24 protein-coding genes and 1 pseudogene are annotated in these 22,834 nt (G+C 70.5%); 16 read left to right on the top strand and 9 right to left on the bottom strand.

All coding sequences use genetic code 11. From position 1 onward, the window contains the following. Nucleotides 1-15 precede the first annotated feature (15 nt). From RNB18_RS18035 to RNB18_RS18020, 4 genes are all read left to right on the top strand, one after another. Nucleotides 16-987, top strand: coding sequence for an LLM class F420-dependent oxidoreductase (locus tag RNB18_RS18035; protein WP_266376029.1), 972 nt, complete (start codon nucleotides 16-18; stop codon nucleotides 985-987). 93 nt (nucleotides 988-1,080) lie between these two features. Next, a complete protein-coding gene (locus RNB18_RS18030; protein ID WP_311715087.1) occupies nucleotides 1,081-2,136 on the top strand; it encodes a hypothetical protein in 1,056 nt (351 codons plus the stop codon). 61 nt (nucleotides 2,137-2,197) lie between these two features. Then, nucleotides 2,198-2,635 (top strand): SsgA family sporulation/cell division regulator, encoded by a 438-nt coding sequence (locus tag RNB18_RS18025; RefSeq protein ID WP_311715086.1) that lies wholly within the window; start codon nucleotides 2,198-2,200, stop codon nucleotides 2,633-2,635. A 108-nt stretch (nucleotides 2,636-2,743) separates the two neighbouring features. After that, nucleotides 2,744-3,436, top strand: coding sequence for a DUF2238 domain-containing protein (locus tag RNB18_RS18020; RefSeq protein ID WP_311715085.1), 693 nt, complete (start codon nucleotides 2,744-2,746; stop codon nucleotides 3,434-3,436). On the opposite strand, the gene RNB18_RS18015 is transcribed toward RNB18_RS18020, so the two are convergent. Next, nucleotides 3,357-3,842 carry a DUF6328 family protein gene (locus RNB18_RS18015; protein ID WP_311715084.1) on the bottom strand — a complete coding sequence of 162 codons (486 nt, stop codon included), beginning with the start codon at nucleotides 3,840-3,842 and terminating at the stop codon, nucleotides 3,357-3,359. The genes RNB18_RS18020 and RNB18_RS18015 overlap by 80 nt on opposite strands. 84 nt (nucleotides 3,843-3,926) lie before the next feature. Continuing rightward, nucleotides 3,927-4,910 carry an aldo/keto reductase gene (locus RNB18_RS18010; RefSeq protein WP_311715083.1) on the bottom strand — a complete coding sequence of 328 codons (984 nt, stop codon included), beginning with the start codon at nucleotides 4,908-4,910 and terminating at the stop codon, nucleotides 3,927-3,929. Nucleotides 4,911-5,046: 136 nt separating this feature from the next. Here RNB18_RS18010 and RNB18_RS18005 point away from each other — a divergent pair, with 136 nt between their 5' ends. Beyond that, nucleotides 5,047-6,759 (top strand): cholesterol oxidase substrate-binding domain-containing protein, encoded by a 1,713-nt coding sequence (locus RNB18_RS18005; protein WP_394817634.1) that lies wholly within the window; start codon nucleotides 5,047-5,049, stop codon nucleotides 6,757-6,759. Here RNB18_RS18005 and RNB18_RS18000 read toward each other — a convergent pair. The 3 genes from RNB18_RS18000 to RNB18_RS17990 form a co-directional block, all read right to left on the bottom strand. Next, the gene (locus RNB18_RS18000; RefSeq protein WP_311715082.1) at nucleotides 6,756-7,340 is read right to left on the bottom strand and encodes a TetR/AcrR family transcriptional regulator; all 585 of its coding nucleotides are present in this window, start codon (nucleotides 7,338-7,340) and stop codon (nucleotides 6,756-6,758) included. The two genes, RNB18_RS18005 and RNB18_RS18000, sit on opposite strands and share 4 nt — an antisense overlap. Continuing rightward, on the bottom strand, nucleotides 7,337-8,815 hold the full coding sequence (locus tag RNB18_RS17995; protein WP_311715081.1) for an MFS transporter: 1,479 nt from the start codon (nucleotides 8,813-8,815) through the stop codon (nucleotides 7,337-7,339). Before RNB18_RS17995 ends, RNB18_RS18000 begins: the two co-directional genes overlap by 4 nt. Before the next feature lie 95 nt (nucleotides 8,816-8,910). Further along, a complete protein-coding gene (locus RNB18_RS17990) occupies nucleotides 8,911-10,122 on the bottom strand; it encodes an FAD-dependent monooxygenase (RefSeq protein WP_311715080.1) in 1,212 nt (403 codons plus the stop codon). A gap of 153 nt (nucleotides 10,123-10,275) precedes the next feature. Between RNB18_RS17990 and RNB18_RS17985 the strand changes: the two are divergent. Continuing rightward, a pseudogene (locus tag RNB18_RS17985) lies at nucleotides 10,276-10,498 on the top strand (tyrosinase family oxidase copper chaperone); the annotation flags it as partial. A gap of 81 nt (nucleotides 10,499-10,579) precedes the next feature. Then, nucleotides 10,580-11,032, top strand: a complete 453-nt coding sequence (locus RNB18_RS17980; protein WP_057611422.1) for an SRPBCC family protein — start codon at nucleotides 10,580-10,582, stop codon at nucleotides 11,030-11,032. Nucleotides 11,033-11,060: 28 nt separating this feature from the next. Here the strand turns inward: RNB18_RS17980 and RNB18_RS17975 are convergent, their stop codons facing one another. Further along, nucleotides 11,061-11,756 carry a ribonuclease H family protein gene (locus tag RNB18_RS17975; protein ID WP_311715079.1) on the bottom strand — a complete coding sequence of 232 codons (696 nt, stop codon included), beginning with the start codon at nucleotides 11,754-11,756 and terminating at the stop codon, nucleotides 11,061-11,063. A gap of 23 nt (nucleotides 11,757-11,779) precedes the next feature. Further along, nucleotides 11,780-12,361: a TetR/AcrR family transcriptional regulator gene (locus RNB18_RS17970; protein ID WP_311715078.1), complete on the bottom strand. Its 582-nt coding sequence runs from the start codon at nucleotides 12,359-12,361 to the stop codon at nucleotides 11,780-11,782. Nucleotides 12,362-12,435: 74 nt separating this feature from the next. Between RNB18_RS17970 and RNB18_RS17965 the strand changes: the two genes are divergently transcribed. After that, nucleotides 12,436-13,236: a class I SAM-dependent methyltransferase gene (locus RNB18_RS17965; RefSeq protein WP_311715077.1), complete on the top strand. Its 801-nt coding sequence runs from the start codon at nucleotides 12,436-12,438 to the stop codon at nucleotides 13,234-13,236. Here RNB18_RS17965 and RNB18_RS17960 read toward each other — a convergent pair. After that, entirely contained in the window at nucleotides 13,233-14,033 is an 801-nt protein-coding gene (locus RNB18_RS17960; RefSeq protein WP_311715076.1) for a VOC family protein, read from the bottom strand. The genes RNB18_RS17965 and RNB18_RS17960 overlap by 4 nt on opposite strands. Before the next feature lie 138 nt (nucleotides 14,034-14,171). On the opposite strand from RNB18_RS17960, the gene RNB18_RS17955 reads away from it, so the two are divergent. The 6 genes from RNB18_RS17955 to RNB18_RS17930 all read left to right on the top strand — a co-directional run bounded on the left by RNB18_RS17955 (nucleotide 14,172) and on the right by RNB18_RS17930 (nucleotide 20,244). After that, nucleotides 14,172-15,179, top strand: a complete 1,008-nt coding sequence (locus tag RNB18_RS17955) for a zinc-binding alcohol dehydrogenase family protein (RefSeq protein ID WP_311715226.1) — start codon at nucleotides 14,172-14,174, stop codon at nucleotides 15,177-15,179. Nucleotides 15,180-15,338: 159 nt separating this feature from the next. Continuing rightward, nucleotides 15,339-16,775 carry a family 2B encapsulin nanocompartment shell protein gene (locus tag RNB18_RS17950; RefSeq protein WP_311715075.1) on the top strand — a complete coding sequence of 479 codons (1,437 nt, stop codon included), beginning with the start codon at nucleotides 15,339-15,341 and terminating at the stop codon, nucleotides 16,773-16,775. Nucleotides 16,776-16,780: 5 nt separating this feature from the next. Beyond that, nucleotides 16,781-17,821 carry a family 2 encapsulin nanocompartment cargo protein terpene cyclase gene (locus RNB18_RS17945; RefSeq protein ID WP_311715074.1) on the top strand — a complete coding sequence of 347 codons (1,041 nt, stop codon included), beginning with the start codon at nucleotides 16,781-16,783 and terminating at the stop codon, nucleotides 17,819-17,821. A gap of 50 nt (nucleotides 17,822-17,871) precedes the next feature. Further along, nucleotides 17,872-18,750: a geranyl diphosphate 2-C-methyltransferase gene (locus RNB18_RS17940; RefSeq protein WP_311715073.1), complete on the top strand. Its 879-nt coding sequence runs from the start codon at nucleotides 17,872-17,874 to the stop codon at nucleotides 18,748-18,750. Between the two features lie 221 nt (nucleotides 18,751-18,971). Next, nucleotides 18,972-19,262: a response regulator transcription factor gene (locus RNB18_RS17935; RefSeq protein ID WP_311715072.1), complete on the top strand. Its 291-nt coding sequence runs from the start codon at nucleotides 18,972-18,974 to the stop codon at nucleotides 19,260-19,262. Between the two features lie 82 nt (nucleotides 19,263-19,344). After that, nucleotides 19,345-20,244, top strand: coding sequence for an SGNH/GDSL hydrolase family protein (locus RNB18_RS17930; RefSeq protein WP_311715071.1), 900 nt, complete (start codon nucleotides 19,345-19,347; stop codon nucleotides 20,242-20,244). 27 nt (nucleotides 20,245-20,271) lie between these two features. Here the strand turns inward: RNB18_RS17930 and RNB18_RS17925 are convergent, their stop codons facing one another. Continuing rightward, complete coding sequence (locus RNB18_RS17925) at nucleotides 20,272-20,754, bottom strand: VOC family protein (RefSeq protein WP_311715070.1); 483 nt, start codon at nucleotides 20,752-20,754, stop codon at nucleotides 20,272-20,274. Nucleotides 20,755-20,877: 123 nt separating this feature from the next. Here RNB18_RS17925 and RNB18_RS17920 point away from each other — a divergent pair, with 123 nt between their 5' ends. Both RNB18_RS17920 and RNB18_RS17915 read left to right on the top strand, forming a co-directional pair. Continuing rightward, the gene (locus RNB18_RS17920) at nucleotides 20,878-22,089 is read left to right on the top strand and encodes an epoxide hydrolase family protein (RefSeq protein ID WP_311715069.1); all 1,212 of its coding nucleotides are present in this window, start codon (nucleotides 20,878-20,880) and stop codon (nucleotides 22,087-22,089) included. Between the two features lie 121 nt (nucleotides 22,090-22,210). Continuing rightward, nucleotides 22,211-22,834 carry a ClpP family protease gene (locus RNB18_RS17915; RefSeq protein ID WP_059208879.1) on the top strand — a complete coding sequence of 208 codons (624 nt, stop codon included), beginning with the start codon at nucleotides 22,211-22,213 and terminating at the stop codon, nucleotides 22,832-22,834.

The following is a 22,834-nucleotide window of genomic DNA, read 5'->3' as shown; positions in this document are numbered from 1 at the left end:
GGGGACTCGGCACCCATGGTGCAAATCGGATACACGATGATGACCGAGCAGGCCGGCCCGCGAGACCTCGTCGGCCATGTGGTGCGGGCCGAGGAGGCGGGCTACGACTTCTCGGTGACCTCGGACCACTACTTCCCGTGGCTGCGGTCGCAGGGTCACTCGCCGTACGCGTGGAGCGTGCTGGGGGCGGCCGCCCAGGCGACCTCCCGCATTCCGCTGATGACGTACGTGACCTGTCCTTCCTTCCGCTACCACCCGGCGGTGGTGGCGCAGAAGGCGGCGACGATGCAGCTGCTCTCGGAGGGCCGGTTCCGGCTGGGGCTGGGCTCCGGCGAGAACCTCAACGAGCATGTGGTGGGCGGCGGCTGGCCCTCGGCCGACGTACGGCACGAGATGCTGGAAGAGGCGGTGGAGATCATCCGCGCGCTGTTCCGGGGCGGCCATGTGAATCACCGCGGGAACCACTTCGACGTGGAGTCGGCCCGGCTGTGGGACCTGCCGGACGAGCCGCCGCAGATCGGCCTGGCCGTCTCCGGCGAACAGTCCTGCGAACTGGCCGGCCGCCTCGCCGACCTGGTCATCGCCACGGAGCCCAAGGCGGGCCTGCTCGACGCGTTCGACCGGCACGGCGGCGAGGGCAAGCCGCGCGTGGGACAGCTGCCCGTCTGCTACGACCCCGACCGGGACACGGCGATCAAGCGGGCGCACTCCCAGTTCCGCTGGTTCGGCAGCGGCTGGAAGGTCAACTCCGAGCTCCCGCACCCGGATGCCTTCGAGGCGGCCACCCAGTTCGTCACGCCCGACGACGTCGCGGAGTCGATTCCCTGCGGCGACGACCCGGACGACTTCGTCGAGGCCGTACGGCCGTATGCGGAGGCGGGTTTCACCGAGATCGCCCTGGTGCAGATCGGCGGGGACTCGCAACCGGAGTTCCTGGACTGGTCGGCCAAGACGCTGCTGCCCGCGCTGCGCGACGCGTTCGCCTGAGCGGGCCGGACCGCCCGGCGGCAACGGAGCGTGCAATAGGCTTCCGACCCGCACATCGTGCGGTCCGAACGAGCCTGCCCAGGAGAAGCACCCGTGACCCTAGCGATCGACCCGTCCGACACGTCCTCCGAGGCCTCGGCCGAGACGTCCGGCGCGCCCATGTCCGACCTCGTCGCGCGGGACGCCCGGGAGTTCGGTGTCTACGCGCGGACCGGCGGATGGGCCTTCGGCCTGATGGTGGCGCGCAGCGTGCGGCCCGGCGGCCAGAGCGCGGACGAGACGCCGAAGGTGTCCGCGAAGGAGTTCGCCCAGCTCGCCGGCTGCTCGCCCGAGCGCGTGATGCGCTACTACAAGGCCTGGGACCGGGCCGCCGACGACGGCATGGTCCCGCACTTCGAGGCGCTGGTGCCGGGCCAGGAGGTGGAGCTGCCGGACGCGGACGTGTGGCTCGACTACTACGTCTCCCGCAACAGCGCGACCTCCGAGCGCGGCACCGCCATCGCCGAGGCCGCCGAGGCCGAGGGCATCCGGCCCACCAAGGCCCTGGAGGTCGCCGAGAACCCGACCGCGCTGCGTGCCGCCATCCTCGCCGACCCCTCCACCGCCCGGGCCGCGCGCAGCGCACTGCTCGACCGGATCAAGGAGGACCCGGAGCTCCAGGCCTCGTTGGCCCGGGACGTGGTGCGCACGGACGACCTGAAGAAGGCCGTGGCCACCGAGAGCCGAGCGGCCGACCGGATCGGATACGTCCGCCAGATCGCCGAGTCCGGTCAGGTCAGGACCCCGGCCGGGCAGACCATCGACGCACCCGTGGACCTGCGTCAGGAGGCCGAGCGGCACCTGTCCCTCCTCGAGGAGCTGGAGGAGGACGAGGACACCGGCGAGTGGGCGGCCGAAGCCTTCGACACCATGAAGTCCCTCGTCGCCGAGACCGTGGAGGCCGACCCCGAACTCCGGGTCCAGGAACGGCGTACGAAGTTCTACAACAGCCTCCAGAAGGCCACCAAGGTGTTCGAGGAGCTGACCTTCGACGACGCCCAGGACTTCTACGAGGACGACATGGTCCAGCAACTGGAGGAACTGCAGCAGGCCATCGCCTCGTGCATCACCGCCTTGCGCACCGCGAAGGGGAATCACCCGGACGGCTGAGCATCTTGGGCGTGTGAGGGGTACTAGAGGGCGACACGTCGCTCTTCCCGGAGGCCTTCAGGTGAACTCCTTCGTCCCCAGAACCGCGCACAAGACTCTGGTCGTGCAACTGCAGGCGGGCGGCACGGGCCGTTGCCCCGTGCTCGCCCACCTCGGCTACGACGCGGCGGACCCGTTCGCCGTCACCGCGGTGTTCAGCCATGACGGCCGGGTGCTGGCACGGTGGCGGCTGGACCGGGAGATGCTCGCCGAGGGCCTGCGCGGTCCGGTCGGAATCGGGGACGTACGGCTCAGCCCCGTCTCGACCGGCGTCTGGGAGGAGCTCCGCATGGAGTTCTACGGCGACGCCCGCTCCGACGGGGGCCGCCAGCACGCCGTGGTCTTCGCCTGGGCCCCGGCGCTGGCGTCCTTCCTGCGCGAGACCCGCGAGATCGTGCCGCCGGGACAGGAAGAGGTCCGCGTGGACGACTTCCTGGCCTCGGTCATCGCGGGAGGCTGAGCCGGAGGCGGGGACGGGTTTGATGCGCACGCGGGCTGAGTAGCCGTACTCATGCCGCCGTCGGCCCCGTGCCCCGACGATGAGGGCTCCGACGACAAGGAGCACCTCATGACCGCTGTGCGACGGCCCCTGCCGGTCCTGCTCGCCTGGGCCGTGGTCGCCGCGCTCGCCCTGTCGGCCTGGGGCCCGCGCGACCGCACCACCTGGTTCCTGGAGACCGTCTGGGTCCTGGTGGGCCTGCCGCTGATCGTGCTGACGTGGCGCCGCTTCCCGCTGACCGGCCTGCTGTGCTGTCTGCTGGCGGTCCACGCGCTCGTACTGATCGTGGGCGGCCACTACACCTACGCCGAGGTCCCGCTCGGCGACTGGGTGCGGGACGCCTTCGGGCTCGACCGCAATCCGTACGACCGTTTCGGCCATCTCATGCAGGGCTTCGTGCCGGCGGTCCTGGTGCGGGAGCTGCTCTGCCGTACCTCACCACTGCGGGGCAGCCGCTGGCTGGCGCCGCTGACGGTGTGCGCGTGTCTGGCCTTCAGTGCCGTCTTCGAGATGCTGGAGTGGGCGGCCGCGGTGACCGGGGGTCAGGCGGCGGACGCCTTCCTGGCCACGCAGGGCGATGTGTGGGACACCCAGTGGGACATGTTCTGCGCGCTGATCGGCGCCACCGTGTCCGTGCTGTCGCTGAGCCGCCTGCACGACCGGCAGTTGGACGGGCTGCGCGTCACCTCGTCGTATAGCGGCGCCGGGTCCACAGGGGCACCGCGAACCAGCACAGCAGGTACCAGGCCACCACTGCCGTGACGAGCCAGGGCACCCAGGAGTCGTGGGTCGCGACCCGCAGGATCAGCAGCAGGGCGGCCGTCATCGTCGTGAGCAGGAGAACCAGCCCCACGAAGGTCAGCCGGGAAGCGATCCGTACGGCCTGGGGTTTGATGCGCCGCCCCGAGACGAGGCGGTGCAGGGAGACCGGCCCGATGAGGGCTCCGGTGGCGCAGGAGCCGAGGACCACGGTCACGATGTAGATGACCTGGTCGGTGTGGGCGAGGTCGTCGTACTTGGGTGTGAACACCACGGTGAGCAGGAAGCCGAACAGGATCTGGACACCTGTCTGGGCGACGCGTATCTCCTGGATGAGTTCGCCCCACATGCGGTCCGCGCGCTCTTCCTCGGTCTCGTCGCGGCCCGTCCGTCTCACCGTCTCGACCATGCGGTACGGGTATCCGGTGGCTGATCGTTCAAACAGCGCGGCTCCGGGAGCGTCCGAAAGCCGCCTCCCGGAGCCGGGCGTGGGTCACCAGCGGTTCTCGACCTGGTCCTTGATCCGGCGGTCGTAGAGGTCTCCGATGGCCGCGAGGGTCTCGTCGGACAGCGGCGGCAGCTTGGCGGCGGCCGCGTTGGCACGGGCCTGCTCGGGCGAGCGGGCGCCGGGGATGACGGTGGTGACGCCCGGCTGCTCGATGATCCACCGCAGGGCGAGCTGGGCCGGCGTGTAACCGTCGGGGGCGAGCGCGGAGAACTCCGCGGCGGCCTCGACACCCGTCGTGTAGTCCACGCCGGAGAAGGTCTCGCCGACGTCGAAAGCCTCGCCGTGCCGGTTGTAGGCGCGGTGGTCGTTCTCCGGGAAGACCGTGTCCTTGGTGTACTTGCCGGACAGCAGGCCCGAGGCCAGCGGGACCCGGGCGATGATGCCGACGCCCGCCTCCCGCGCGGCGGGGAGCACCTCGCGCAGCGGCTTCATGCGGAAGGCGTTGAGGATGATCTGCACACTCGCCACACCCGGCCGGGCGATCGCCGTGAGCGCCTCCTCGCAGGTCTCGACGCTGACGCCGTAGTGGGCGATGCGCTCCTCCTCGACCAGGGTGTCGAGGGCGTCGAACACCTCGTCGGTGGAGTAGACGGGCGTCGGCGGGCAGTGCAGCTGGACCAGGTCGATGCGGTCGACGCCGAGATTGCGGCGCGAACGGTCGTTCCAGGCACGGAAGTTGTCGAGGACGTAGTTCTGCGGGATCTGGTCGAGCCGGCGGCCCATCTTGGTCGCGACCAGCACGTGCAGGTCGGGCCGGCCGCTCAGGAAGGTGGCGATGGTCTGCTCGCTGCGTCCGTCGCCGTACACGTCCGCCGTGTCGAAGAAGGTCACCCCCGACTCGGCCGCCGCCTCCAGCACCGAGAGGGCTTCCTTGTCGTCGACGTCCCCCCAGTCGGCCCCCAGCTGCCAGGTGCCGAGTCCAACTACGGATGCGTGCTGCTGCGACCTGCCGAATGTGCGCTCGTCCATGGCGTCAGTCTGTCATCCGTCGCCGACCTGCGCGGAACGGGTCGCTCCGGGCCGACGTCGGTAAATTATTCACTCACATGGGTGACACGCTTCGACGTAAGGCATGCACGTGTCAACGAGCGCCTAGCGTGACCCCGTGACTGATCGTTCAGTGAGCAACCATCCGCAGGACGACTCGTCCTGGTCCCGTCGCGGCTTCCTTCTCAGCGCCGCGGCCCTGGCCGCCGTACCGATTCTGCTGCCGGCGGACCCGGCGGCCGCGGCCGACGAGCTGCCCGACTTCCCGGCGGGCGTGGCCCTGCACCGTTCGGCGTACCGGAACTGGGTCGGCGAGATCACCGCCGACGGGCTGTGGGCCTGTGCCCCGACCGGCCCGGAACAGGTGGCCGAGGTCGTCAACTGGGCCTGGCGGCACGGCTGGCGGGTGCGCGCCCGGGGCTCCTCGCACGGTTGGTCCCCCCTCACCGTCACGGAGGGCACGGCGTCGGACGCGCCCGTCCTCCTCGTCGACACCGCCTCCCACCTGACCGGCCTGTCCCTGGACTCCGCCTCCGCCGTGCGGGCCGGCACCGGCGTCACGCTGGAGGCGCTGCTCACCTATCTGGAGGAGCACGGGCTCGGGGTCACCGCCGCGCCCGCCCCCGGCGACCTCACCCTGGGCGGCGCGCTGGCGGTCGACGCGCACGGCACCGCCGTTCCGGCCGACGGGGAGCAGCGGCTGCCGGGACAGACGTACGGCTCACTCAGCAATCGCATCCTGTCGTTGACGGCGGTGGTGTGGGACGAGGACAGCGGGGCGTACGTGCTGCGTGAGTTCAGCCGTGCCGAGGCCGACAGTGCCGCCCTGCTCACCCATCTCGGGCGGGCCTTCGTCACCGAGGTCGTGCTGCGGGTCGGCGCCAACAGCAATCTGCGGTGTGTCAGCCGGGTCGACATTCCGGCGGCCGAGCTCTTCGCGGCGCCCGGCGGCGACGGGCGGACCTTCGCGAGCTTCCTGGAGGAGGCCGGACGGGTCGAGGCGATCTGGTTCGCCTACACGGAGTTCCCGTGGCTGAAGGTGTGGAGCGTGGCGCCGACCAGGCCGCTGACCTCGCGGCGCGTGACCGCGCCGTACAACTATCCCTTCTCCGACAACGTTCCGACCCTGGTGGCGGATCTGGCCGGGCGGATGGTGTCGGACGCGGCCTGGTATCTGGCGCCGGTGCTCGGGAACGCACAGCTCGACGTGGCGACCGTGGGGCTCACGGCGACGCTGTCGGCGGACATCTGGGGGCCGTCCAAGAACACGCTGCTCTACATCAAGCCGACGACGCTCAGGGTGACCGCGAACGGGTACGCGGTCCTCACGAGCCGGGACCAAGTGCAGCGGGTCGTCTCCGAGTTCACGGACTTCTACCGGGAGCGGCTCGCCGCGTACACGGCGCAGGGACGGTTCCCGGTCAACGGAACGGTGGAGATCAGGGTGACCGGGCTCGATGATCCGGCCGAGGCCGAGCTGGAGGGGGCGCGGGCTCCGCTGCTGTCGGCGTTGCGGGCGGACCAGGAGCATCCCGAATGGGACACGGCGGTGTGGCTGGACATCCTCACGCTGCCGGGGACGCCGTACGCGGAGGCCTTCCTGCGGGAGATCGAGCAGTTCCTCCTCGAGGGCTACGACGGGACTCGCGTCGAGTGGTCCAAGGGGTGGGCCTACACGGACGACGCCGTGTGGGAGGACGAGGAGGTACTGGGGACGGCCATTCCCGGTTCGTTCGGTGAGGCGGTGTGGGGCCAGGCCGCAGGGGTGCTGGACCGGCTCGATCCGCACGGCGTGTTCGGCAACGCCTTCCTGGACCGGCTGTTCCGTTAGGGCGTCAAGTGGGCCTGCACCGTGGGGGCGTACCGGTCCACCACGTCCTCCACGGCACTCGCCCTCAGCTCGGTGCCCCGGGCGATGCCGTACATCACGCCCAGACCCAGGAGGGTGCCCACCGCCAGTTCGGCGCGCAGCCCGGCGTCGCGGCCGGGCAGGCGTTCCGCGAGGCGTTCGACCACCTGGGAACGGAAGTTGACGCGCAGGATGTCACCGTGTTCGCCCTGGACGGGGGCGAAGGCGATCCGGAGCAGGGGGTCGGCGCCTCGTTCGATCTGGCCGGTGAGGACATGGCGGACCATGTGACGGCCCAGTTCGTCCAGGGGGGCGTCGAGCAGGGCCGTCGCGTCGGACTCGAAGGACATCACGCGGGCGAAGAGGGCGTCCTTGTTGCCGAAGTACTTCACGATCAACGGCGGGCTGACCCCGGCGCGTTCGGCGACCGCCTTGAGGGTGATGTCGGCGTGGGGGGTGCGGGCCAGGAGATAGCGGGCCGCCCTGAGGATGGCGGCCTTGGTCGCCTCGGCGTCCCGGCGGGCGGTCGTGGTGGTGGGGGGCGGTGTGCTCACGGCACTCATGCTCCCTCCATCGCCTCGTCCCGCGCGCCCCGGGTGCGGCCCTTGGCCCGGCGGGTCCTCTCGGGCGCGGAGTCGCCGGGGATGGTCAGCGCCGCCGCGCACGCCGCGAGAGCGACCGCGCCCGCCATGGCGAAGGCCAGCAGGTAGCCGTGCAGGGTGGACACGAGTACGCCGCCGACCGGGCTGGTGTGGTGGACCAGGACCGCTGCGACCGCCGCGCTGGAGGCGGCCTGGCCGACGGTGCGCATCAGGACGTTGACGCCGTTGGCGGAGGCCGTCTGCTCGGCCGGGACGGCGCGCAGGATCAGCGTGGGCAGCGCCGAGTAGGCGAGGGTGGTGCCGGTGGCCACCACGGTCGCGCCCAGGATGATCATCCACAGATCGCGGCTGTCCGCGATGCGTACCGCGTAGCCGAACGCGATGATCGCGGCGCCGAGGGCGAGCGTGATGCGCGGACCGCGGGTGGCGGAGATCCGGGCCGAGAGCGGTGAGAACAGGAGCATGGTGACTCCGCCCGGCAGCAGGCACAGGCCGGTGGCCACGATCGACAGACCGAGTCCGTAGCCGGTGGCCTTCGGTGCCTGCACCAGCTGGGCCGTGACCAGGGAGTTGGCGTAGAACGCGAAGCCGGTGAGCAGGGCGGCCACGTGCGACAGGCCGACCCGCGGCCGGGTGACCAGCCGCAGGTCGACCAGGGGCTGGCCGGTGCGCAGTTGGCGCCACCACCACAGGGCCAGGACGGCGACGGACACCAGGAACAGACTCAGGACCCGGGGGCTGCCCCAGCCCCACTGCCCGCCCTGGGACACCCCGAGCAGCAGGCTCACCAGGCCCACGGCCAGTCCCAGGGCGCCCTGCACGTCGAAGCGGCCCGGCTGCCGTACGGGCGACTCGCGGACCGCCCACGACACGGCCGTGACCCCCAGGGCGCCGAGGGCGCTGGTCATCCAGAACATGGTGTGCCAGTCGGCGTACTGGACGACCATCGCGGCCAGCGGCAGTCCGAGCGCGGCGCCGATGCCGACCGTGGAGCTCATCATCGCGACCGCGGAACCCCGGCGCTCCGGCGGCAGTTCGTCGCGCAGGATGCTGATCGACAGCGGCACCACGGAGGCGGCGGCACCCTGCAGGGCACGAGCCGTGATGAGCACGGTGATGTCGGACGACAGGGCGCACATCACCGAGCCGAGCGTCATCAGGCCGAGGGCGCCGGTGAGCACCCGCCGCTTGCCGTACATGTCACCGGCACGGCCGAGCACCGGGGTGAGGACCGCACCGGCGAGCAGGGTCGCCGTGACCATCCAGGAGACGGCGCCGGGCGAGGAGTGGGTCAGCCGGGGCAGGTCCGGCAGCAGCGGGACGACCACGGTCTGCATGACGGCCATGAGCGTGCCGCACATCGCCAGCACCGGGACGGTGAGCCGGGTCCGCAGGCTTGTTCCGGGCGGCGGGGATATCGGGCCCTGCTGGTCCATCGGCGCTCCGGACTCGATACGGAAAGCTGGGTGAATGAAAATTCACTTTAGCGGTGAATCGCCATTCACCCAATACCCTTTCCAGGGCCGCCGAGCTACTTGCGAGAAGCCAGCTCCCGTGCGTGCACGCTGCGCGCCACCTTCGGCCCGAGCCAGCGCTTGATCCTGCGCAGCGCCTCCAACTGCCCGGCGGCCTTGTCGAGGCGGTAGTAGAGCTGAGGCGGGACATAGGGCAGCAGCGGCGAGTGACGCTGGCCGAGCAGGGCGAACATCTGCTCCGGGGGCAGGCCGATGTAGCGCGGCAGGTTCTCGTACCACTGGGCGCTGTAGCGGGCCGCGCTCTGGATGGAGAGCAGTTCCGCCTTGCGCTGCCGCTCGTAGCGGACGAGGGCCTGCGGAAGCTCGGCGTCCCGGCGCAGGGCGTCGGCCAGGGCGATGGCGTCCTCCAGGGCGAGGGTGGTACCGGCGCCGATGGAGTAGTGGGTGGTGTGGGCGGCGTCGCCGAGGAGGGCGAGGTTGCCGCGATGCCAGGTGCGGTTGGTGAGGGTGCGGAAGCTGAGCCACTGGGCGCTGCCCGAGCGCGCGGACCGGCCGATCAGGGGGTGGCCGTCGAGGACGTCGGCGAACAGCTTCTCCAGCAGGGCGAGTCCGTCGGCCTCGTTCGCACTGCCGAGGCCGAGGCCGGCCCAGGTCTCGGGCGCGCACTCGACGACGCAGGTGCTGCCTTCGGGGCTGAAGGGATAGCCGTAGCACCAGATCCAGCCGTGGTCGGTCTCGACGAAGGCGAAGGTGAAGGAGTCGAAGACCTTGCTGGTGCCGAGCCAGATGTAACGGTTGCGGCCTTCCCTGGTCTCGGCGCCGAAGTGGTCGGCGTGCCCGGTGCGCAGGGCGCTGTGCACGCCGTCGCCGGCCACGACGAGGTCGGCCTCGGGGAGGTTGCCGTCGGTGATCTCGTGCTCGAACTCCAGCCGCACACCCAGCGAGCGGGCCCGCTCGGCGAGGATCTCCAGCAGGCGGTGGCGGCCGATGCCGAAGCCCGGGTCGCTGCCGCGCCGGGTGACCAGGTCCCGTACCCGGGCCTCGCCCTCGTTCCAGGTGACCGAGGCCTCCTCGATCGCGCGGGACGACTCGGGGTCGTGGGCGTGCAGTTTGTCGAGCAGTCCGCGCCAGTAGGTGACGCCCCAGCCGTAGGTCGAGCCCTCCGGATTGCGCTCGTGGACAGTGATGTCGTGGGACGGGTCCTGCCGCTTCAGCAGGATCGAGAGATACAGGCCGGCGGGCCCGCCGCCGACGCAGGCGACCTTCACACGCACCCCTAGTAATTACTCAAAGCGGTCGATTGGCAACGCAGAGTAGCAGTCCGGGGATGCGCGACCTCCGATTCGGATCGCGTCGCTTTCCGCACGTGAGGCAGGCCCGGGCCCGCTCGCTGGGCGAGGACGATGGGCATGCCGAGTCCGTCGACTCCGGGAGGTCATCACGGCTACGCCGTGACGGTCGACGGGAGGGAGCTGCACATGAGGCGCAACGCCGATGGCAGCTGGATCGGCGTCGTCAGCCACCACGCCCCGGCACCCGCGCCGCCGCACGGCCGCCGTGGACGAGCTCCAGGGCGCACAGCAACTGCCGTTCCCCGCGGACCCGCTGGACCACACCCGCCGCTACACCTACGACAGCGAATGACGATCGTCTCGCCCGGTTTGCCCCGCAGGTCGTGCGGTACCCGCGCCCTACACACCGAGAAGACGAAGGAGGGATTCACCCGTGTCGCAGGTCGAGGAGTCCATCGAGGTCGGCGTGCCGGTGCACACCGCCTACAACCAGTGGACGCAGTTCGAGACCTTCCCCGAGTTCATGAGCGGGGTCGAGCGCATCGAACAGCGCACCGACACGCTCACGCACTGGGTGACCAACGTCAACGGGGTGCACAGGGAGTTCGACGCGGAGATCACCGAGCAGATCCCGGACGAGCGGGTCGCGTGGACCACGATCGCAGGCGAGGCCAAGCAGGCCGGCGCGGTGACCTTCCACCGCCTCGACGACGCCCACACCAAGGTGATGCTCCAGATGGACTTCCATCCGGACAGCATCACCGAGAAGGTCGGCGACAAGCTCGGGTTCGTGAAGCGGCAGACCAAGGGCGACCTGGAGCGCTTCAAGACGTTCATCGAGGAGCGTGGTCAGGAGACCGGTGAGTGGCGCGGGGCGGTCATCTGACCGTCGCCCGTCGCGCTCCGACCGGCCTCTAACCGGCCGCTTCCGTACGGCACTCCGGGTGCCCCCAGCCCTGGGCGTTCTTCGCGATGGTCTCGCCCGCCGCGTAGGAACGTCCGCACAGGCACCGGCCGGGGAACTTGGCCTTGAGCGTACGAGAAGACGAACCGCCGCTCCGCTTGGGCGACTTGGCCCGGGCGGGGCGGTCGGCTTTCGGGGTGTCCGGCGACGGCGGTGGCTTCGGAGATCCGAGTTCGCTGCTCGCGGGCTCCTGGACGATCGCCGCCTGGCTGGCCGCGCGGTCGGCGAAGTCGTTCAGCGGGTCGCCGTCGACCTGGTGGGCGGGGACGTAACGGAACTCGACCGAACGCCCGTCGAGCAGTTCGTCGATCCGGACCACCAGCTCCTGGTTGGCGACCGGCTTGCCCGCGGAGGTCTTCCAGCCGTTGCGCTTCCACCCGGGCAGCCAGGTGGTGACGGCCTTCATGGCGTACTGCGAGTCCATCCGGATCTCGAGTGGCACATCCGGGTCGGTCGCCGCCAACAGCCGCTCCAGCGCAGTGAGTTCGGCGACATTGTTGGTGGCCTTGCCGAGCGGCCCGGCCTCCCAGCGGTCCGGCGTCTCCGATTCGTCGGCGATGACCCAGGCCCAAGCCGCAGGTCCCGGATTTCCCTTCGAAGCGCCGTCGCACGCGGCCACCAGTCGTTCACGCATGCGCTCGATCATGCCATGAGCCGACGGACACCCCTTCACTCCACCGTGATCACCGTGGCCACGACCCGGCGGACCTCCCCGTCCCCGGGCGCCGCCCCTTCCGTGTCGGCGAAGAGGAGATGCGCCGCCCCGATCAGCGCGGGGGCGAGCAGGTCCACCTCTGCGCCGGCCGGGACGCGCCCCAGGTCGCGCTCCGCGGCGAGATAGCCGGCCACCATCGCTGTGGCCTCCCGCAGCACCGGCACTCCCCCACCCCTCGCCTCGCGCAACCGGGCCCGCAGGACGTCGCGCGCGATGACCAGGCCGACGATCCGCAGGGCGATCGTCCCGAAGATGTCGGTCAGGGCGGCAGTGAGGTTGTCGACGACGGCACCGGTCCCCGCCGACTCGCGCAGGGCCCGGGAGCGGGCCTCGATACGCCCGATGCGGTCGAGCACCAACTCGGCGAGAAACGCGTCGAAGTCCTCGAAGTGGCGGTGCAGAACCCCCTTGGCGACCCCCGCCTCGGTGGTGACCGCCCGGCTGGTCAGCGCGTTCGCCCCGTCCCGCAGCAGGATCCGCTCGGCGGCGTCGAGCAGCTGCTCCCGCACATCGCGGATGGCGATCCCTGTCGGCACGGCCCACCTCACTCTTCCTCGAACATCCTCCCTGATTCTTGTCGAGTGGGCATGCGCCCACTTATAGTGGGCGCATGCCCACTCGCCCTCAGGAACAGCAGCCGCACACCCAGCGTGCGATCGCCGAGTCGTACGGCTCGGACGCCGAGCGCTACGACCGGACCCGTCCCCGTTATCCCGACGCCCTGGTGGAGCGGATCGCTGCCGAGAGTCCCGGCCGGGATGTCCTGGACGTGGGCACGGGCACCGGTATCACCGGGCTGGCGTTCCGGGCGCACGGCTGCCGGGTGCTCGGGGTGGAACCCGACAGCCGGATGGCCGCGTTCGCGCGTCACAAGGGACTCGACGTCGAGGTCGCCAAGTTCGAGGACTGGGATCCGGCCGGCCGCGACTTCGACGCGGTCGTGGCGGGGACCGTCTGGCACTGGGTCGACCCCGTCGCGGGTGCGGACCGGGCGGCCCGGGTGCTGCGGCCGGGCGGACGGCTGGCCGTCTTCTGGAACGCCTTCCAGCCCTCGAGCGACGTGGCCGAGGCGTTCACCGAGGCGTACACCCGGGCCGTGCCCGGCATGCCGATGGACTGGCGCCGGATGACCGGCCCGGACGCCTACGCGGGCGTCTGCGCCACCGCGGCCGACGGGATCCGCAAGGCGGCCGCCTTCGGTGAGCCGGAGGAGTGGCGCTTCGAGTGGGACCGGGTCTACACCCGAGAGGAGTGGCTGGACCAGGTACCCACCTTCGGCGGCCACGGGCAGTTGCCCGCCGAGCAGCTCGACGCCCTGCTCGGCGGTCTCGGCGACGCCGTCGACGCGATGGGCGGGAGCTTCTCGATGCACTACACCGCCGTGGTGGTCACGGCGGTGCGCAGCGACTAGGGCACGTCGGAGATCTGGGGCATGTCGCCCTGGGTCGTCGTCACGTCGATCACCGAGAAGCTCGCGCCCTGCGGATCGCTGAGGGCGGCGAACCGTCCGAACGGGGAGTCCATGGGCCCGAAGCGCAGGATGCCGCCGAGCTTGGTGGCGCGGGCGACGGCGTCGTCGCAGTTGTCGACGCTGAAGTAGACGTTGATGTACGCCGGCACCTCGGGCGGGAAGTCGTCCGTCATCTTCATGCGACCGAGAACGGTGTGGTCGCCGAGATTGAACATGCGGAAGTCGACGGCGTCGTCCTGCATCTGCCGGGCGCTGTAGCCGAAGACGGCCGGGAAGAACGCGTCGGACTTCTCGGGTTCGCGGGTGTAGACCTCGGCCCAGCAGAACGCCCCCGTCTGCTCGGGCGGCGCCTCGAAGCCCTCGTGGGTGCCCGCCTGCCACACGCCGAAGACGACGCCGCTCGGGTCGCGGGCCAGGCACATCGTGCCGAAGTCACCGACCTGCATCGGTTCCATGAGCAGTTCGCCGCCGTTGTCACGGATCTTGCCGGCGGTGGCGGAGACGTCCGGGGACGCGAAGTACAGGCACCACTGCGAATGGCCCTCCTGACCGGGCATCGGCGGCACGACGGCGGCGACGGCCTTCCCGTCCGAGTAGGCCTGCGTGTAGTTGCCGAACTCCGACGACGCCTCGCCGAAGGTCCAGCCGAGGACGTCGCCGTAGAAGCTCTTGGCCCCCTCGACGTCGCTGAACATCGCGTCGGCCCAACAGGGGGTTCCCTCAGGTTGTACGGCCATGATCGCGGCCTTTCCCGAATCGGTGGTCGGTACGACTCCACACGCTAGTCACGGGTGCGTGCGACCGCGCGTCGAACGGACGATTCCGCTTCAGACTGGACAGAAAGGACACTCTCCGAGGGCGGGAATCCCATGACGATGCGGGCGTGGTCGGTGGCGGCTCCGGGACCGGTCGAGGAAGGCGGCCTCCGGTTCGTCGCACGGCCGGTCCCGGAGCCGGGTGACGACGAACTTCTGGTGCACGTGCGCGCGTGCGGGGTGTGCCGCACCGATCTGCACGTCGCCGAGGGGGATCTGCCGGTGCACCGGCCGGGGGTGACGCCGGGGCACGAGGTCGTCGGCGTGGTGGCCGGGCTCGGAGCGGCGGTGCGCGGCTTCGAGGTCGGTGAGCGGGTGGGGGTGGCCTGGCTGCGGCGGACCGACGGGACGTGCGCGTACTGCGTGCGCGGGTCCGAGAACCTGTGCCCGGCCTCCCGGTACACGGGCTGGGACGCCGACGGCGGCTACGCGGAGTACACGGTGGTACCGGCCGCTTTCGCCTATCGGCTGCCCGGAGGGGTCGACGACGTGTCGCTCGCTCCCCTGTTGTGCGCGGGGATCATCGGCCACCGGGCGCTGCGGCGGGCCTCGCTGCCACCGGGCGGGCGCCTGGGGCTCTACGGCTTCGGGGGCAGCGCCCATCTGTGCGCACAGGTGGCCCTGGCCGAGGGCGCCACCGTGCACGTCCTGACCCGTGGTGCGGCCGCGCGGGAGCTGGCGCTGAAGCTGGGAGCCGCTTCGGCGCGGGACTCCCGCGAGATGCCTCCCGAGCCGCTGGACAGCGCGATCCTCTTCGCTCCGGTGGGTGACCTGGTCCCCCTGGCACTGCGGGCCCTCGACCGGGGCGGGGTGCTGGCGATCGCCGGGATCCACCTCAGCGACGTGCCCGCGCTGCACTACGAGAGCGAACTGTTCTACGAGAAGGAGGTGCGCAGCGTCACCTCCAACACCCGTGAGGACGGAAGGGAGTTCCTGGCCCTGGCCGCCCGGCACGGCGTGCACGCCACCACGCACACGTATCCGCTGTCGCAGGCCGACCGGGCGCTGCGGGACCTGAAGGCGGGGCGCTTCGACGGGGCGGCCGTACTGGTGAACGACCTGTCCTGAGGAGCGCGGGGGCACTCATGATGCGCCGACTGCCTCACCTGCAAGGTTTACAACTTCCCGCCCGTGAAGCCGCCCCCTTCACGCCCTGATCAAGAGGCCGCCCCAGCTGTTTGGCTAAACCTCGCGCAAGGCCAGCCCGCTCACCTCCCAGGAGGGAATGTGTCCACACCGGACAGCGCCACCGGCCCCGCCGTCGACGAACCCGACCCCCCGTCCGAAGCTCAGCTCACCAGCCTCAGCACCACGGCCGCCCGGCAACTCGCCACCACCACCAAGTCCGAACCCCAGATGCAGGCCATCAGCTCCCGCTGGCTGCTGCGCATGCTGCCGTGGGTGGACGTGAAGGGCGGCACCTACCGGGTCAACCGGCGCCTCCAGCTCCGGGTGGGCCGGGGCCGGGTGCAGTTCGAGCAGAACGGCGCCGACGACATCAGGGTCATCCCCCAGACACTCACCGAACTCCCCACTCTGCGCGGCTACTCCGACACCGAGGTCCTCAAAGAGCTCGCGACCCGCTTCCGGGTCCGGGAGATCCGCGCCGGCCAGGTCCTGGTCGAGGCCGGGCAGCCGGTCACTGAGGCCTACCTCGTCGTGCACGGCCGCTTCACCCGATTCACCGAGGGCAAGTACGGCGAGGAGGAGATCGTCGGTGTCGTCACCGACGGCGCCCAGATGGGCGACGAGGCCGTAGGACAGCCCGATCCGCTCTGGCTGTGCTCGGTCCGGGCCGAGACCGCGGGCGTGGTGCTGGCCCTGCCCTGGTCGGTGGTCACCGAGTTCACCGAGCGGGTGCCGTCCCTGGCGGCCCATCTGGAGGCCTACGCGCGGCGGCAGAGCCTGCCGATGAACCGCAAGGGCGAGGCCGACGTCCCCGTCCAGGCGGGCCACGTCGGGGAACCGACGATCAACGGCGGCTATGTCGACTACGAACTCGCCCCGCGCGAGTACGAGTTGTCCCTCACACAGACCGTGCTGCGGGTCCACACCCGGGTCGCCGACCTCTACAACAACCCGATGGACCAGACCGAGCAGCAACTCCGGCTCACCATCGAGGAGATCCGCGAACGCCAGGAGTGGGAGCTGGTCAACAACCGGGAGTTCGGGCTGCTGCACAACGCCGACCACGGCCAGCGCGTCAGCACCTTCACCGGACCGCCGACCCCCGACGACATGGACGAACTGCTCGCCATGCGCCGCAAGACCAAGCTGTTCCTGGCCCACCCGAAGGCCATCGCGGCGTTCTTCCGGCAGTGCAACCGGCGCGGTCTGGTGCCGGGCACGGCGAGCGTCGAGGGGCACGAGATCCCCGCCTGGCGGGGGGTGCCGATCTTCCCCTGCAACAAGATCCCGGTCAGCCCGCAGCACACCAGCAGCATCATCGCGCTGCGCACCGGCGAGGGCGACCAGGGTGCCATCGGGCTCTACCAGACCGGCATCCCCGAGGAGTACCAACCCGGCCTGAACGTACGGTTCATGGGCATCGACACCAACTCGATCATCCGCTACCTCGTCACCGCCTACTACTCGATGGCCATCCTCGTGCCCGACGCGGTCGGGATCCTGGAGAACGCTCAGATCGGCCGGACGGCCGAGTGACCGCGATGAGCACCCCGTCCTTGCCGGGCCCGCCCGACATCGCGAGCACCCTGCGCGCCGGCCGGCCCGGCGGGGCGATCCCCGGTCTGAGGTACCGGAAGGTCGCCCCCGCCGATCCGGCGAAGGCCGCGGAGATCGACCGCAGGCTGGAAGCCTGGGCCAGGCGGCTCGATCTGTTCCCCGAGGCGTGGAAGGGGGATTTCTCCGGGTTCCAGTTCGGCAGGGCGGTGGTGCTGCAACACCCGGAGGCGGCAGACCTCGAACGGCTCACGGTCGCCGGCGAGTTGCTGCTCGCCGAAAACGTCGTCGACTCCTGCTACTGCGAGGAGGACGAGGGCCGCGGCGGAGCGCGCCGGGGTCTCGGCGGCCGGCTGATCATGGCCCAGTCCGCCATCGACCCGTACCACGGCGTCCCCGAACTGGAGGAGGAGTGGCGCGAGGGCGTACGGGCCGACGGCCCGCTGCGCTCCTACCACTTCGCGCTCAGGGACTATGCCGCCCTCGCCACCCCGAGCCAGACGGACCGGTTCGTGCACGACATCGCCCGGCTGCATCTGGGCTACCTGGCCGAGGCCTCCTGGGCGGAGACCCGCTATGCGCCGCGGGTCTGGGAGTACCTGGTGATGCGGCAGTTCAACAACTTCCGTCCCTGTCTGTCGATCGTCGACGCGGTCGACGGCTACGAACTGCCCGAGGCGCTCTACGCCCGTCCCGAGATCCAGCGGGTCACGGCACTGGCCTGCAACGCCACCACGATCGTCAACGACCTCTACTCCTTCACCAAGGAACTGGCGAGCGACCCGACCCACCTCAATCTGCCGCAGGTCGTCGCCGCCAACGAGCGGTGCGGGCTCAAGGCCGCGTATCTGAGATCGGTCGAGATCCACAACCGGATCATGGAGGCCTTCGACGAGGAGTCGGCCCTGCTCTCCGCCACCTCACCGCTCGTGGAGCGCTACACCCGGAGCCTGTCCGACTGGGTGGCCGGCAACCACGAGTGGCACGCCACCAACAGCCACCGCTACCACCTGCCCAACTACTGGTAAAGCGCGATCGCATGACAGGACGTCACACGCACCAGCACGAGGAGTCACCGTTGACCACCGCCCCCCACGCCGGCGCCCGGACCCTTTCCGTGCCGACCCAGTCGACGTACCAGACCCGAGTCGCGGACTACTGGAACGCCGAGGAGAACCCGGTCAACCTCGAACTCGGAAAGCTCGACGACCTCTACCACCACCACTACGGCATCGGAGAGGCCGACCGCTCCGTCCTCGAGGAACCCGATCCGGTACGGCGGCGTGAGCGGATCACCGCCGAACTGCACCGCCTCGAACACGCCCAGGCCGAATTCCTCGCCGCCCGGCTCGGCCCGCTCTCGCCCGAGGACCGTGTCTTCGACGCGGGGTGCGGGCGCGGGGGCGGCAGTGTCGTGGCACATCTGCGCCACGGCTGCCAGGCCGACGGCGTCACCATCTCCGAGAAGCAGGCGGAGTTCGCCAACGCCCAGGCCCGCAAGCGGGGCATCGACGACCGGGTGCGCTACCACCACCGCAACATGCTCGACACCGGGCTGCCCTCCGGGGCCTACGCGGCCTCCTGGAACAACGAGTCGACCATGTACGTCGAGCTGGACCTGCTGTTCGCCGAGCACGCGCGGCTGCTGCGCCGCGGCGGACGCTATGTGGTGATCACCGGCTGCTACAACGACACCTACGGGCAGGCCTCCCGCGAGGTCTCGCTCATCAACGCCCACTACATCTGCGACATCCATCCCCGCTCGGCGTACTTCCGCGCCATGGCCCGCAACCGGCTGGTGCCGGTGCACGTGGAGGACCTCACCGAGGCGGCCCTGCCCTACTGGGAGCTGCGCAAGGAGGCCGACCATCTGGTCACGGGAATCGAGGACACCTTCCTGACCGCCTACCGGAACGGCAGTTTCCAGTACCTGCTGATCGCTGCCGACCGCGTCTGAACCGGAGGACCGGGCCGTCCGCGCCGGGGCATTCACTCCGGCGCGGACGCGTACGGCGGTTTCGCGATCCCCGCACCGCACGTGTCCGCGCCGGAACTCCCCCGGGCGGCTCCCCCTTGAACCGTGGCGCCTCCTGTTCCACCTTCGCCACATGGTCTGGGCATCAACGCCCGCTCATAGCGACACAACGGGCGGGTGCCGGGCGGGCCAGGTGATGCGGAATGCGTCCGCACCTCGCCCTGATCGAGGACGAGCCCGACTTCGCACTGATGTGCCGTTCCTATCTGGAGCGGGCCGGCTTCACCATCACCTGGGCCATGGACGCCCGGGCCGGAAAGTCCGTGCTCCACGAGAGCCGCGTGGACCTCGCGATTCTGGACCTGGGCCTCCCGGACGGCAGCGGCCTCGAGTTGCTGCGGGCACTCAGGTCGGCCGGGTTCGACGCCCATCTGACCAAGCCGCTGCCGCTGGCCGAGCTGACGGACATCCTGGAGCGTCGGGACGGCGACTGAACCGCGCCGCGTGTCTTCCCCCTCGGGCCCGGCTGTGCTTGCCTGGGGAACCGTTTTTCGGCGACCGGGGCGGGAGTCGCGCATGCGGACATCGTGGATCGTGGGGGTACTGACCGCAGTCCTGCTGCTCGGTGCCTGCAGCGACCCGTCGGACGGCCCGGAGACGGCGCCACCGACCCCGGACGTCTCCCGTGCGGCCACCACGCATCAGCGCGCCCAGTCCTCCCCGAGCCCCTCCGCGGCCGCGGTCGCCCCGCGGGTGCTGTATCTCGGCGACTCGCTCGCCATGGAGGCCCAGCAGGTCTTCGGGCAGGAGCTGCGCCGGGAGCTGCGGGCGACGTACACGAGCGCGCCGTACTCGGGGACCACGCCGTGCGACTACCTGGAGGGCACCGGGAAGAAGTCGCTGGTGCCCGACCGGGACAAGGCGGCCGCGCTGGTCCGCGCGCTGCACCCGGACTTCGTGGTGCTGCAGTTCTGGGGCAACGCGTGGGGCTACACGTGGTGCATGGACGGGATCAGCCATGCCGCCTCGCCGCAGAAGTACTTCAGCAGGTACCGGGCCGACCTTCGCCGGCTGACCGACCAGATCGCGGCGGCGGGCGGCGAGCGGCGGCCGCGGATCGTGTGGGTGGCACAGGGCCCGGACCCGATCACCCCCGACCGGGTCCGGCGCGTGAACGAGCTGTACGAGGAGCAGGCGGCCGCCTCGGGGGACGTCGTCGCCGACGCAGGCGCGACGGTGGCACCCGCCGGGTCCCGGTACACCTGGGTGCAGTACCTGCCGTGCACCTCCTACGAGCACGAGCATTCCGACTACTGCACCCAGCCGGACCGCGATCGCACCGCCCTGCACCTCGACAAGGACTATCTGCACTTCTGTCTGGCGCCCACGACGTCCACGCCCAGGCCCTGCCCGGCCCGCTCCCCCGGCATCCTGCGGATCGCCCGGGAGATCACGCGGGTGATCGGATCGTCCTGAGACGGTTCGAGAGCGGTCGATGGGCGCTCACTCGCCCGCGTAGGCCTTGTCCAGGGCAGCGATGTCGAACTTGCTCATGGCCATGAACGCCTTCATCACACGGGCCGATTTCGCCGGGTCCGGGTCGGTGACCATGGCCTGCAGCCGGTCCGGGACCACCTGCCAGGACAGGCCGTACCTGTCCTTCAGCCAGCCGCAGGGGCCGGGCTCGCCGCCGCCCTCGGTGAGTTTGGTCCAGTAGTAGTCGATCTCCTCCTGGTTCTCGCAGAAGACCATGAAGGAGACCGCCTCGGTGAACTTGAACTCGGGGCCGCCGTTCAGCGCGAGGAACCGGTGGCCGTTGGCGGTGAACTCGACGGTCAGCACGGTGCCGGCGGGCTGGGGCGCGCCCTCCGGATAGCGGGCGACCTCGCCGATGCTGGAGTTCTTGAAGACGGAGACGTAGTAGTGGGCGGCCTCCTCCGCCTGGCCGTCGAACCAGAGACACGTGGTGAAACCGTCGGTGGTCATGCGTACCTCCTGGGTGTGGGAACGTCCGTCATCTGTGTCGACCGATCCTCGCCGCGGAACTCATCGGTCGGACGGCCGATTAATCCAGATGGCCGATACACCCGTGCGAACTAGCATCCGGGCATGACGTCTGCGCCCACAGAGCACACGGACCTGATCCGGCCCTTCCGCCTCGACATTCCGCAGAGCGACCTCGACGACCTCCACGACCGGCTCGACCGCACCCGCTGGCCCGACGACCTCTCGGCCACCGGCTGGGCGTACGGGGTGCCGGCCGGCTATCTGCGCGAGCTCGCGCACCACTGGCGGCACTCCTACGACTGGCGCGCGGCCGAGGCGCGGCTGAACGAGTGGCCGCAGTTCACGACCGTCATCGACGGGACGACCGTGCACTTCGCCCACATCCGCTCCCCCGAGCCGGACGCCACCCCGTTGGTCATCACGCACGGTTGGCCTGGCTCGATCGTCGAATTCCTGGACGTGGTGGGCCCGTTGACCGATCCGGCAGCCCACGGCGGCGACCCGGCCGACGCCTTCCATGTCGTCGTACCGAGCATCCCGGGTTTCGGGCTGTCCGGGCCGCCCGCCGACACCGGCTGGGAGGCGGGCCGGGTCGCCGACGCATGGGCCGAACTGATGACACGGCTCGGCTATGAGCGGTTCGGCGCGCAGGGTGGCGACTGGGGCTCGGCGATCTCCCGGGAGCTGGGCCGCGCCCACCCCGAGCGGGTCATCGGCGTCCACCTCAACCTGCTGCCGGGCGCGCAGGCGACGCACGAACCGACCGAGGAGGAACTCGCCCCCCTCGCACCGGAGCGACGGGAGCGCGCGCTGGAGTCCTGGCGCCGGTGGAGCGCCTGGTCGGGCGAGGGCACCGGGTACGCCGTTCTGCACTCCACCCGGCCGCAGACCCTCGCCTACGCGCTCACCGACTCGCCGGTCGGCCAACTCGCCTGGATCGTTGAGAAGTTCCAGGAGTGGACCGACTCCACGGAGCTGCCCGAGGAGGCCGTGGACCGGGACCGGCTGCTGACCAACGTGATGCTGTACTGGCTGACCGGGACCGCCGGTTCGGCCGCCCGGATCTACTACGAGCGGGCGCACGCCACGGGCGGGAGGGCGGCCCGGCCCACCGAACCGTCGACCGCGCCGACCGCCGTCGCCGTCTTCCCGGCGGAGATCCAGATCCCGCTGCGGCACAAGGCGGAACGCACCGAGAACCTCGTGCGCTGGACCGAGTTCGACCGCGGTGGCCACTTCGCGGCGATGGAGGAGCCGGACCTGCTGGTCGACGACGTGCGGGCGTTCTTCCGGCAACTGCGCGAGAAGGACTGAGCGGCCGCCGGCCCCGCGCTCTGCCGGTGGCGAATCTGCCACCGGCAGAGAAACCGCTTCGGGGCATCGTCCGAGGTCAACAGTGGAGCCAACGGCATCCCTACGACCACGAGGACAGCCCATGACTTCCATCCGGGCCGAGGAGGGCGACACCCCTCCCACCCGCTTCGACGACCAACTGGCCGCCCAACTCCTCGCCCAGCGCATCGTGCTGCTGGGCACTCAGGTCGACGAGGTCTCCGCCAACCGGGTCTGCTCCCAGCTGCTGGTCCTGTCCGCGGAGGACCCGCGCACCGACATCAGTCTGTACATCAACAGTCCGGGCGGCTCCGTGTACGCGGGCCTCGCCATCTACGACACGATGCGGCTGATCCCCAACGACGTGTCGACGCTCGCCATGGGTTTCGCGGCGAGCATGGGCCAGTTCCTGCTCTGCGGCGGCACGCCCGGCAAGCGGTACGCCCTGCCCAACGCGCGGATCATGATGCACCAGGGGTCCGCGGGCATCGGTGGGACCACCGCCGACATCCTGATCCAGGCGGAGAACCTGGATCACAGCAAACAGACCATGGAGCGGCTCCTCGCCGAGAACACGGGCCAGACACCGGAGACCATCGCCCGCGACGGCGACCGCGACCGCTGGTTCACGGCCGAGGAGGCCAGGGAGTACGGCATGGTGGACCGGGTCCTGGAGTCGCTCGCCGACGTCCGCCCGGCCGCCTCGAAGCGACGGATGGGGCTGTGA

It is taken from the genome of Streptomyces doebereineriae, from assembly GCF_031845645.1.
Taxonomy (GTDB): Bacteria; Actinomycetota; Actinomycetes; order Streptomycetales; family Streptomycetaceae; genus Streptomyces; species Streptomyces canus.
Note: the sequence above shows the minus strand (reverse complement) of the source record. Positions and strands in the feature narration are given on the sequence as shown.